12 protein-coding genes and 2 tRNA genes are annotated in these 11,739 nt (G+C 45.5%); 13 read left to right on the top strand and 1 reads right to left on the bottom strand.

Annotated features, from left to right (window positions below):
• The 13 genes from hemW (at window position 1) to Q8K48_00755 (ending at window position 10,834) form a co-directional block, all read left to right on the top strand.
• Window positions 1-1,122 carry a radical SAM family heme chaperone HemW gene (gene hemW, locus Q8K48_00815; protein ID MDP1850941.1) on the top strand — a complete coding sequence of 374 codons (1,122 nt, stop codon included), beginning with the start codon at window positions 1-3 and terminating at the stop codon, window positions 1,120-1,122.
• A 16-nt stretch (window positions 1,123-1,138) separates the two neighbouring features.
• Window positions 1,139-2,152 (top strand): heat-inducible transcriptional repressor HrcA, encoded by a 1,014-nt coding sequence (gene hrcA / locus Q8K48_00810; GenBank protein ID MDP1850940.1) that lies wholly within the window; start codon window positions 1,139-1,141, stop codon window positions 2,150-2,152.
• Window positions 2,153-3,253, top strand: coding sequence for a molecular chaperone DnaJ (gene dnaJ / locus Q8K48_00805; GenBank protein MDP1850939.1), 1,101 nt, complete (start codon window positions 2,153-2,155; stop codon window positions 3,251-3,253).
• Window positions 3,253-3,963: a 16S rRNA (uracil(1498)-N(3))-methyltransferase gene (locus Q8K48_00800; protein ID MDP1850938.1), complete on the top strand. Its 711-nt coding sequence runs from the start codon at window positions 3,253-3,255 to the stop codon at window positions 3,961-3,963. Before dnaJ ends, Q8K48_00800 begins: the two co-directional genes overlap by 1 nt.
• A 4-nt stretch (window positions 3,964-3,967) precedes the next feature.
• Window positions 3,968-4,315 carry a histidine triad nucleotide-binding protein gene (locus tag Q8K48_00795; protein ID MDP1850937.1) on the top strand — a complete coding sequence of 116 codons (348 nt, stop codon included), beginning with the start codon at window positions 3,968-3,970 and terminating at the stop codon, window positions 4,313-4,315.
• Window positions 4,316-4,333: 18 nt separating this feature from the next.
• Window positions 4,334-5,314, top strand: a complete 981-nt coding sequence (locus tag Q8K48_00790) for a PhoH family protein (GenBank protein ID MDP1850936.1) — start codon at window positions 4,334-4,336, stop codon at window positions 5,312-5,314.
• Window positions 5,315-5,752, top strand: a complete 438-nt coding sequence (ybeY, locus tag Q8K48_00785) for an rRNA maturation RNase YbeY (GenBank protein ID MDP1850935.1) — start codon at window positions 5,315-5,317, stop codon at window positions 5,750-5,752.
• Entirely contained in the window at window positions 5,749-7,026 is a 1,278-nt protein-coding gene (locus tag Q8K48_00780) for a hemolysin family protein (protein ID MDP1850934.1), read from the top strand. The genes ybeY and Q8K48_00780 overlap by 4 nt, the downstream gene beginning before the upstream one ends.
• 16 nt (window positions 7,027-7,042) lie before the next feature.
• Window positions 7,043-7,828: a fumarylacetoacetate hydrolase family protein gene (locus Q8K48_00775; GenBank protein MDP1850933.1), complete on the top strand. Its 786-nt coding sequence runs from the start codon at window positions 7,043-7,045 to the stop codon at window positions 7,826-7,828.
• Window positions 7,825-9,294, top strand: coding sequence for a glutamate--tRNA ligase (gene gltX, locus Q8K48_00770; protein ID MDP1850932.1), 1,470 nt, complete (start codon window positions 7,825-7,827; stop codon window positions 9,292-9,294). Before Q8K48_00775 ends, gltX begins: the two co-directional genes overlap by 4 nt.
• A 30-nt stretch (window positions 9,295-9,324) precedes the next feature.
• Window positions 9,325-9,396: transfer RNA gene (locus Q8K48_00765), tRNA-Gln, on the top strand.
• A 74-nt stretch (window positions 9,397-9,470) separates the two neighbouring features.
• Window positions 9,471-9,543 (top strand) — tRNA-Glu (locus tag Q8K48_00760).
• Window positions 9,544-9,607: 64 nt separating this feature from the next.
• A complete protein-coding gene (locus Q8K48_00755; protein MDP1850931.1) occupies window positions 9,608-10,834 on the top strand; it encodes an acetyl-CoA hydrolase/transferase C-terminal domain-containing protein in 1,227 nt (408 codons plus the stop codon).
• On the opposite strand, the gene Q8K48_00750 is transcribed toward Q8K48_00755, so the two are convergent.
• Window positions 10,831-11,739 (bottom strand): rhodanese-related sulfurtransferase, encoded by a 909-nt coding sequence (locus tag Q8K48_00750; protein MDP1850930.1) that lies wholly within the window; start codon window positions 11,737-11,739, stop codon window positions 10,831-10,833. The two genes, Q8K48_00755 and Q8K48_00750, sit on opposite strands and share 4 nt — an antisense overlap.

The raw sequence follows: 11,739 nt of genomic DNA, 5'->3' as shown, positions 1-11,739 counted from the left end.
ATGTCTCTCTCTTTCTATGTTCATATCCCGTACTGCATTAAGCGCTGTGGTTACTGTGATTTTAATACCTACACTCCTAACGAACTTCAAGTTGGTGCCACATTAGAGATTGTTAGCAATGACTACATCGATGCGGTTTTAAGAGAGCTCGATGCAGCACCCCTAGATGAAGTCCCAACGATTTTCTTTGGGGGAGGAACCCCATCACTCTTGCCGGCCGATGATTTAGGCCGAGTCGTTGCCGCAATTAAGGCTCGCAATGGCTTGAACAGTGATTGCGAAATAACGTTAGAGGCAAATCCAGATTCGGTTACGGCTGAAAAACTTAGCCGTTACATTGAGGTTGGCTTCAACCGAATATCTTTTGGAATGCAGTCAGCTAAACCACATGTCTTGGCTGTTCTAGATCGCACGCATAATCCCGAAAACGTAAAGCAAGCTGTAGACATGGCACGTGCTGCGGGTTTTGCAAGTATCAGCGTCGATCTTATTTACGGAACACCCGGTGAATCACTCGATGATTGGCGTGAAACGGTTACAACAGCCCTGTCACTAGATATCGATCACATCAGTGCATACGCTTTAATCGTTGAAAGCGGAACAAAGTTAGCGGCCCAAATTAAACGCGGAGATTTAACAATGCCCGATGATGATTTGATGGCCGATATGTATTTACTTGTCGATCAAGTGTGCCAAACACATGGTCTCTCGTGGTACGAACTCTCTAACTGGTCAAAGCCGCACTATGAATGCCGACACAATATCGCATACTGGGAGAATAGAAACTGGTGGGGGCTAGGACCAGGTGCACATTCACACATTAATGGAAAAAGGTTTTGGAATATTAAACATCCAACGGCATATAAGCAAAAGTTATTTGCCGCAGAGACACCGATTGCAGAGAGTGAAGTATTAACGCCGGAGCAGATTACTGTCGAATCGATAATGCTGAGGATTCGCATGCGTGAGGGTCTAGCGATTAACGCACTTTCCACAGCGCAAATTGATCGCTTAGCCAACTTTGGTGAGAATGGATTCATAGAAATCACAGATAATCGAGTGGTATTAACCCCTATAGGGCGCTTGATTGCAGATCGAATCGTGCGAGAAATAACTTTCTAGTATCCTTGTCCACACTATGTCATCACGCCGTCTAGAAATCCTCCGTGCAATTGTCGACGAATATGTCGCAACGCAGGAGCCTGTCGGCTCAAAATCCATCGCAGATCGTCATGGTTTAGGTATCTCCCCGGCCACTATTCGCAATGAAATGGCGGTCTTAGAGGAGGAAGGCTTGATCACCCAGCCACATACAAGTGCTGGTCGGATTCCTACAGATCGAGGTTACCGAGTCTTCGTTGATAAGTTAGCTGAAGTTAAACCTTTATCTAGTGCTGAGCGTCGAGCCATTGAGGTTTTCTTAGAAGGAGCCTTAGATTTAGATGATGTTGTGATGAGGACAGTTCGCTTACTGGCAGATGTAACTAAACAAGTGGCAGTGGTGCAGTATCCGTCGATGGTTAAATCACGGGTCCGACATATCGAATTAGTCTCCCTAACCCCAGCACGGCTCATGATGGTACTGATTACCGATGCAGGAAGAATAGAGCAACGAGTAATTGAATTAGCAGAAGATGTATCTGAGCATTTTCTGCAAACCTTGCGCGCGCAGCTAAATACACAAATGATGGGACATCGTTTACCCGATGTTGCCGACCGCATTAGCGGGATTCTGGAAAGTTATTCACACAGTGATCGTAAGAACGTTGCAATTGTTATGTCATCGGTTATTGAAATGGCGATGGAACGTCATGAAGAGAAGATAGTTTTAGCCGGAACTGCAAACTTAGCAAGGTTTCAAGAGGATTTTTCAACCACTATGCATCCGGTCTTAGAGGCCTTAGAGGAGCAAGTTGTTTTACTTCGCTTGCTAGGCGATGCTGGCCAAAGTATTAAAGTACGCATCGGTGGCGAACAACAGGATGTGAATCTTCGCTCGACATCTTTAGTGGCCGTTGGTTATGGATCCGATGATGTACCACTAGGTGCCCTTGGAATTATTGGGCCCACACGTATGGATTACGCAGGTTCAATGGCAGCAGTATCGGCAGTTGCCAGATATGTCGGACGATACATAAACGAAGGTGCATAAGTGGCAGATCATTACCAAACTTTAGGGGTCTCGCGTGAAGCATCGGCCGATGAAATTAAGCGGGCATATCGCAAGTTAGCCCGTGAACTTCACCCGGATGTTAATCCAGATCCAGCGGTTCAAGATAAGTTCAAAGAGATCACTGCCTCTTATGAAACGTTGAGTGATCCACAGAAACGTCAGAACTACGATATGGGCGGAACCAACTTTGGTGGAGCTAACTTTGGTGGCGGATTTAGTGACATCATGGATGCATTCTTTGGTGGTGGTGGTTCACGTGGTCCTCGTCCACGTATGCGTGCAGGTCAAGACTCACTCATTCGAATTGAAGTTACTTTGCATGAAGCCTGCTTTGGTGTGGAACGTGACATAAGTGTTGAAAGTGCGATTGTCTGCCCTAAATGTGAAGGCAGCGGTGGCATAGATGGCGAGCAACCAACCATGTGTAATGTCTGTAAAGGTCGCGGTGAAACCCAGCATGTGGTTCGCTCTGTTATTGGCCAGGTAATGACATCGCGCCCATGTCGTCCATGCTCTGGTTATGGAAGCATCATCGCCAACCCTTGCCGCGAATGTGCCGGCGAAGGTCGAGTACGTGCTCGCCAAGATTTACACGTCAAAATTCCTGCAGGAGTTGAAACAGGAAATCGAATTCAACTATCTGGACGTGGAGAAGTGGGACATGGCGGCGGACCCGCTGGCGATGTCTATGTTGAAATAGTTGAGATCGAACATGAATATTTAATCCGGGATAGAGATACGTTGCACATGTCCTTATCGATTTCAATGAGCGCTGCAGCGTTAGGCACAAAAGTTAGTGTCGAATCCTTGGATGGTCCGGTAGATGTGCACATTAAAGCTGGGACGCAAAATGGCGCACCGGTAGTAATAAAAGGTAAAGGAATGGGTCGACTTCGCAATGGTGGTCGAGGAGATTTAATTGTTCATATTGAGGTTGCTACTCCAACTAAATTGAGCCGTGAGGAAGAGGAGCTTTTAAAGAAGTTCGCACGATTACGTGGGGAAAGCGCCGGGGATGCCCATGTGAAGAGCCATGATGGTGGAATCTTTTCTAAAATTAAAGGTGCATTTACTAAATAATGTTAACTCTATTTTTTGTAGATAATCTTCCCACGAAAGTTGGGCAAAGTTACGAGTTCAATAACGAAGATGCTAACCACGCTATCCGAGTTCTACGTATTGCTGCAGGCGATGTTTTTATGCTCGCTGATGGCACAGGTGCTTGGAGCCAAGTAAAAGCATTTGCCATAAGGAAAAAGTCAATGGAAGTTGAAGTGATTGCAACTGGTTTTCAAGAGGCGCTTGCAACAACTATTACTGTTGTGCAAGCGTTGCCTAAAAGTGATCGTGCTAAAGAGGCGATTGAGCTATTAACTGAAGCCGGCGTTGATCGAATCGTCCCTTGGGCTGCGGCTCGAAGTATTGGGAAAGTATCTGAAAAGTTTTCAGTTACTGCGCGCGAAGCCAGCAAACAGTCGCGTCGATTACGGATTCCTGAAGTCACCGATATCGCTACCACTGAGCAGATTTGCGAAGCAATAAAGTTAAGTGATTTAGCAATTGCCTTTCACGAAAGCAGTGATGTAAAGCTCAGCGACTGCATCTCATCGCATAACGTTGCACACTTACTAATAATTATCGGCCCAGAAGGCGGAATCACCTCAACCGAACTCGAAGCATTCAAAGAGGCCGGCGCTAAGGTTGCGTTAATGGGCCGCCCAATTCTGCGCTCAGCGCACGCCGGAATCGCCGCGGTCGCCGCCGTATCTGCACTTCTCAAGGTATGGTGATTACGTGGATTTAGATTCAACCTGTCTCTTTTGCCGAATAATCACCGGCGAGATTCCGGCAGATATCATATTTAGCAGTGAAAACGTTCTGGCTTTTAACGACATTAACCCACAAGCTCCAACCCATGTCTTGATTGTTCCGAAGTTGCATGTAGAAAACGCAGCGGCCCTAGCTCGAATCTCACCAACTATTACCGCCGAGCTTTTCACCGCGGCCGCGCAGATAGCCAGTGAAAGAGGCCTTGTGGGCTACCGAAACGTCTTTAACACTGGTGCAGAGGCTGGTCAGAGCGTCTTCCACGCCCATCTTCATCTTCTTGGTGGTCGCTCGCTGGCCTGGCCACCTGGTTAAAGATAGATTTAGCCTCACATGGAGCGAATATTAATCACCGTACCAATCGCCATTCCTATGGTCGCATTAATTGGCCCACACGATGACAACTTACGGGCAATCGAAGCGGCATTTCCTTCGGTAAATATCACGGTCCGCGGAAATGAAATTACATTACGAGGTCCACACTTTGATTGTAGCAATCTGGAAAATCTCTTCGTAGAGCTCATGGTAGTAATTCGATCAGGAAATATTTTGACCGTTGATTCCGTTAATCGCTCAATTGCAATGCTCGAAAGTAAACCAGTTGATCATCCAGCTGAAGTTCTATCGCTTAATATCTTAACTAATAGAGGCCGCACGATTCGCCCAAAGACGGCAAATCAAAAGCGATATGTAGATGCGATTGATAATCACACCATAACTTTTGGAATAGGACCTGCGGGTACTGGTAAAACATATCTGGCGATGGCCATGGCGATCGCGGCGTTGCACAACAAAAGTGTCAATCGAATTATTTTGACTCGACCTGCAGTTGAGGCAGGGGAGCATTTAGGTTTCCTACCGGGTACGCTCAGTGAGAAAATCGATCCGTACTTACGCCCTCTATTCGATGCTCTGCACGACATGATTGATTTAGAAACAGTGCCTCGATTAATGCAAACTGGAGTAATTGAAGTTGCACCACTTGCATATATGCGCGGGCGTTCCTTGAATGATGCCTTTATTATCCTAGATGAAGCGCAAAACACCACGCCTGAACAGATGAAAATGTTTTTGACTCGATTGGGATTTGGTTCAAAGATGGTTATTACTGGAGATGTTACGCAAATTGACCTGCCTAACGGACAACACTCTGGTTTGCGCGTAGTTAGAGATATTTTGGACGATATCGACGACATAGCCTTCCTCGAATTAACGGCCGAGGACGTAGTTCGCCATCGTTTAATAGGAGACATTGTTAAGGCTTATGAACTCTTTGATGAGCAGCGCCATTCAATTCGTCCGATTCGGCAATAAATGAGTATTGAAGTCACAAATTCCTCAGGGCAGTTAGTTCCTTCAAGTGAAGTAACTTCGCTACTTTTGTTTGCTATGACCAAACTCAATCTCAACGCAGATTGTGATTTAAGCGTTGGTTTTATTGATGATGAATACATGAGCGAACTGCATAATAAATGGATGAATGAACTCGGCAGTACTGATGTTCTCTCTTTTCCTATGGATATGCCAGAAAATGATGGGGATGTCGTAACTCTTGGCGATATTATGATTAGTCCACTCTTTGCCGCGACCCAAGCACAAGCAGCTGGGCATACTACCGAACATGAAATTTATATTTTGGCGGTTCACGGCCTGTTACACATAGTTGGTTATGACCATGCAGAACCAGATGAAGAGCGAATTATGTTTTCCCTGCAAGAGGAGATAGTAGAAAACTGGAAGAAAACACAATGAGTCCGATCGCAATTATCAGCATCATCGCGTTATTAGCCTTTGCCGGCTTTCTTGCAGCGAGTGAAGCAGCACTTACTTCAATTTCACGAATCGTTGTCGAAGAGCTAGAAGGCAAGCGCGGTGGTGCATTACTGCGCAAGTACAGTGCTCAACCAGCTCGTTACTTGAACGTAATTCTGCTCGTACGCAAACTGTGTGAATTAACTGCGACGGTATTGCTTGCCTCGATTTTTCTTCGAAACTATCCATCAGCTCAGGCAATGGCACTCACGGTTTTGATTATGGTCGTTCTGTCGTATGTAGTAGTTGGTGTGGGTCCACGGACTTTAGGCAAACAGCAACCCCATAAATATGCTCGCTACGGAATCATTGTGGCTTATGGACTGGCATTCATTTTAGGTCCAGTCACAAAACTTCTCATTACCGTTGGAAATGCAATCACTCCAGGCAAAGGTTTTCGCTCCGGCCCATTTACTTCAGAGGCTGAGTTGCGTGATTTAGTGGATCAGGCTCACGAGCGGGGTCTTGTTGAATCTAATGAACACGAGATGATTCACTCAGTTTTTGAGCTCGGAGATACATTAGTACGTGAATTAATGGTGCCTCGAACTGAAATGGTCTGGATTGAGAAGGATAAAACTTTACGTCAAGGTCTATCTCTCGCCTTACGCTCTGGTTTTTCTAGAATTCCAGTGGTTGGAACAGGTCCCGACAATATTATTGGAATCGTGTATGTTAAAGATTTAGCTAAGCGCGCTTTGGATCATCATGAAGCCGAACAGAGTGAAAGTATTGAACAGCATATGCGCCCTGCTAACTTTATCCCAGAAATAAAGATGGCCGATGAACTCTTAAAAGAGATGCAAAGAAATCAAATTCACTTAGCAGTCGTTGTCGATGAATATGGTGGAACTGCCGGAATTATTACTATTGAGGATATTATTGAAGAGATTGTTGGAGAAATCGAGGATGAGTTCGACGATGGTGAAGATCACTTTACGTGGCTAACACCTGATAAAGCTCGTGCAAATGCTACGTTGCACATCCAAGATCTAGCAGCTGAGTTAAAGATTGAAATTAGCGAATCTGATTTCGACAATGTTGACACTATTGGTGGGCTAATGGCACAAAAGCTTGGACGAGTTCCAATCGCGGGTAGCACAATCTCACTTAATGGCTGGTCGGTTACATCTGAACGCCCACTCGGTCGCCGCCGCAGAATTAGTAGCGTTTTAATTGAGCGTTTAGATGTTGAGATTGAGGACCACGAGTAGGCGATAGAATCGCCCAATGCGCATTGTTCGTTTCTCTCCCGGTCCCGATTCTGGTCTTGGCACTGATCCACTTTTTGGGGTTTTAGAAGAGGATGGACTGATCCACGTCATAACGGGTGATCCGATTTACTCTGGAGTTCAAAAAAGTGCAGCGACAATTGCTCTCACTAAAGTTCGCCTCTTAGCGCCAGTTATTCCGCGCTCCAAAGTTGTCTGCATTGGCAAGAACTACGCCGATCATGCAGCTGAAATGGGCGGCGTAGTTCCAGATGAGCCGATAATCTTTTTAAAGCCAAATACCTCGGTGATCGGTCCCAACGACACAATTGTCTGGCCAGATATGTCAGAGCGAGTAGATCATGAGTCTGAGCTTGCGATAGTTATCGGTCGACTCTGCAGAGATGTTCCACAAGTGCGCGTTAATGATGTGATCTTCGGTTACACAATTGCAAATGATGTCACCGCTCGTGACTTGCAAAAGAAAGATGGCCAGTGGACCCGGGCTAAAGGCTTCGACACTTTCTGTCCCATAGGCCCATGGATAGATACTGATTTTATTCCTGGAACACAGTTGATAACTGCCAGAGTCAACGGCGAAATAAAACAATCGGCACACTTAAACGAGATGATCTTTAAAGTGCCAGAGATAATTAACTTTGTAACTCGAGTCATGACGCTCCTGCCGGGAGATATTATTTTGACCGGCACTCCAGCAGGAATTGGCCCGATGATCGCTGGCGGCACCGCAACAATGAGCATTGAAGGCCTCGGCGAACTAACTAATAAAGTGAGTAGAAATTGAGCACAACAGTAGGAAAACAAATCAAAGTTCGATTCGCACCATCCCCAACTGGAGATTTGCATGTTGGTAACATCCGAACAGCGTTATTTGATTGGGCTTACGCTCGCCACACAGGTGGAACTTTCCTCTTTCGTATTGAAGATACTGATACGACTCGCGTAACAGATGAGTACATAAATGCCGCAATTGATACGCTCAAATGGCTTGGACTCAATTGGGACGAAGGCCCAGAAGTTGGCGGGGATAACGGCCCTTACTTACAATCACAGCGTTTAGATATTTATTCGTATTGGGCGGCGAAGTTCATTGAGCAAAAAGATGCTTATTTCTGTTACTGCACACCGGATGAGCTGGAGGCGGTGCGCGAGACACAAAGAGCGTCAAATCAAGCCCCTGGCTATAACGGACGATGTCGAGACTTAACCCCAGATCAAGTAGCCGATTTTATTACAGAGGGTCGTGCCGCCGTTGTACGAATGCGCATGCCTGAAGGCGAAACCACCTTTACTGATTTGATTCGCGGTGAGATGGCCTTTGATCACAAATTTGTTCCGGACTTTGTTTTAGTGCGGGCCGATGGTTCGCCTCTATATACATTGGCTGTTGCAGTTGATGATATTTTGATGAAGGTCACACATGTTTTACGTGGCGAGGATTTACTCTCTTCGACACCTCGTCAGATTCGAGTTTATCAGGCGATGCATGTTGCGCTAGAAGATTACCCAATCTTTGCCCATCTTCCCTTTGTGATGGGCTCCGATAACGCTAAATTATCAAAGCGAAATGGTGAAGTATCAATTGCTTGGTATAGAGACAAGGGTTTCTTACCGGAGGCAATCTGTAATTATTTGGCATTACTTGGCTGGTCACCTGGTGATGATCGCGAAGACCTGACTATGAAAGAGTTATGCCAACTCTTTACGGTTGAAAAGGTAAATAGCTCACCGGCTAAATTCGATATGAAGAAACTTGAAGCTATAAATGGTGACAAGATTAGAGCATTGACTATCGATGAGTTTTTGAAGTGGGCTTTGCCTTTTCTGATTAAATCCAAAATTATTACCGGTACGCCGGCTGAGGTCTCACTCGTTAAGGCTGCACTGCCTATCATTCAAGAGCGAATCATCATGTTTAGTGAAATACCTGCAATGCTTAAATTTCTCTTTGACGAGAAATTTGAAATAGAAGCCGATAGCGTTGCTAAAGTTACTGAACCTGGTGCTAAAGATGTGCTTAGGCGCGCTCTTAAAGAGCTTGAACCAATTATTGATTGGTCACATACTGCTATTGAAGGCGCTCTTCGCACTTCATTAATCGATGAGATGGGATTGAAACCACGCATCGCATTTGGTGCAGTCCGTATTGCTACAACTGGAAGTTCAATTTCTCCGCCACTCTTTGAATCTATGGAGTTGCTGGGCAAAGAGGCTTCTTTAGCTCGAATTTCGGCGGCGTTGACCCTCTAATCAATACGGTATTCTTCTCGCTTGAAGTAATGGGGTATGGGGTAATTGGCAGCCCTGCTGATTCTGGTTCAGTAAGTCTAGGTTCGAGTCCTGGTACCCCAGCGAACTAAGCTCTACAACGCTCTACAATTAAATAAGTATGTTTTGTCCTAGTTATAAAAGATATTAAAAGGCACGGCCCCGTCGTCTAGCGGCCTAGGACTCTGGCTTCTCAAGTCAGCTACGAGGGTTCGAATCCCTTCGGGGCTACGTTTGGTTTCATCTTTGAAGTTTTAAGGATTTGTAAGTACCTGCTCTGGCCTAGAATGATGGCATGAGAGTAGTTAATTCGGAGCAGCTAAAATCTATTCTCGCCAATTTGCCTAGCAATCCCCGCATTATCGCGTCAGGTAATTTTTCGGCCCCCCGGACGCTTTTGAAAATTGCCGATGAAGTTATTCCAGAGTTCAGACTGCATATGCTCAATGCCCATGGTGATATTCCAGATCGAGAGGGCATTAGGTTTGAAACTGCATTCGTAGGTCCAGCAATGCGACACCACGAACGGTTAGATTACATTCCATCTCGTCTCTCATTACTTCCAGTTTTGATTCGAAACTTTTATCGCCCTGATGTAGTTTTCCTACATACTTCCCAGCAACGCTTCGATACCGTGAGCCTTGGAACTGAAGTCAACATTCTGCCACGATCTATTGAAACGGCACGTGCTCATGGAGGGGTCGTCATTGCCCAATCTAATAAGCAGATGCCGTATACCTATGGTGACGCACAGATTTACGATAGCGAAATCGACTATCTTGTAGAAGTTGATGAACCGTTGCAAGAGAAACCCGCAGCGCCAATCACAGATATACAAGCCCAAATCGGAAGTCGCATCGCTAGCTTAATTGAAGACAACTCGACGTTACAGTTAGGAATCGGGGGAGTGCCAGACGCGGTTCTTATGGCGCTAAAGGGGCGCATAGGTCTGCGAATCTGGACGGAGATGTTTTCAGATGGTGTTCTCGAATTAAGCCGCGCAGGTACCCTCGATGAGGAGATTCTCATTACTGCCTCTTTCATCTTTGGAACAAGCGAGTTATATCAATGGCTTGATTTAAATAAGAAAGTTCGAATGCTTCGGACAGAGCGCACAAATGACCCATCTCAAATCGCCCGTCAAGCGAAGATGGTATCTATTAATAGCGCCCTTGAGGTTGATTTGTTTGATCAAGCCAACGCCAGTCATGTACGAGGAGAAATTTATAGTGGCTTTGGAGGTTCAACGGATTTCATTGTTGGCGCACTTCACAGTCGAGGTGGCCAGTCTTTCGTAGCGCTACCTTCATGGCACCCCAAGGCCGATGTTTCTACTATTGTGCCTCGTCTGCAAAGTAATATCACGCATTTTCAACATTCATTTGTTGTTACTGAGCAAGGTGTAGCGGCCTGTTTTGGACATTCACAAAACGATCAAGCTATAAACATTATTCACAAAGCTGCACACCCAAGTGTGCGTGAGGAGTTAGTGGCAAAAGCGGCTGAGTTTGGTTTGCTTTAGCCGATCAGTTCGCGGTTGCGCTTAATTTCACGGTCATGCTTGCAGGGACGGTCCACATGAGATTCATAGCAAGCATCGCACAGTAGAACTAATTGATGGCACTCTGCCTTTTGGCAGTTTCTAAACTCTTTCGTCGCTCCATTGCAGTGTGCGCATTTGCCAATTAATTTTGTATGATCGCTGAAATCAATTGTCAAACGATCATCAAATGTGTATAACGAGCCCTCCCAAAGTCCGTCATCGCCAAAAGTATTGCCATAGCGAACAATGCCGCCCTTGATTTGATACACCTCTTTAAATCCACGATTTTTCATTACTACTGAGAGAATTTCACATCGAATCCCACCTGTGCAGTAAGTAACCACGGGCTTATCTTTCATGTGATCGTACTTGCCACTTTCAATCTCTTTTACAAAATCATGGGATGTCGTGATATCTGGTACAACGGCATTTTTAAATTTACCGACTTTAGCTTCAAAAGCGTTTCTGCCATCGAAGAAAAATACATCGTCGCCACGCTCTTCTACTAACTTATTGACCTCCTCCGGTCGCAGATGCACGCCTCCACCGATTACACCATTCACATCGACTTTAATTTCGTCGGGGTTGCCAAAAGCAACGAGTTCATCCTTTACTTTTATCTTCAACTTTGGAAAATCCTTGCCAGTACCTTCGGACCACTTAAAATCGATTTTTTTAAATCCTGGATACTGACGTGTGTTCTTGATGTACTTTTTTATATCATCCATAGCACCACCTAATGTGCCGTTAATTCCGTGAGGCGAAATGAGAATTCGCCCCTTTATGTTGAGGGATTCGCACAGAGTTTTTTGCCACAGCTTTACGGCCTCAGGATCTGAAATGGGAGCAAAACCGTAGTACAGAATTACTTTATTAAAGTTCAT

This window comes from Candidatus Planktophila sp. (assembly GCA_030681675.1).
Taxonomy (GTDB): domain Bacteria; phylum Actinomycetota; class Actinomycetes; order Nanopelagicales; family Nanopelagicaceae; genus Planktophila.
The sequence above is the reverse complement of the archived record's forward strand: the minus strand, read 5'-3'. Positions and strand labels throughout refer to the sequence as shown.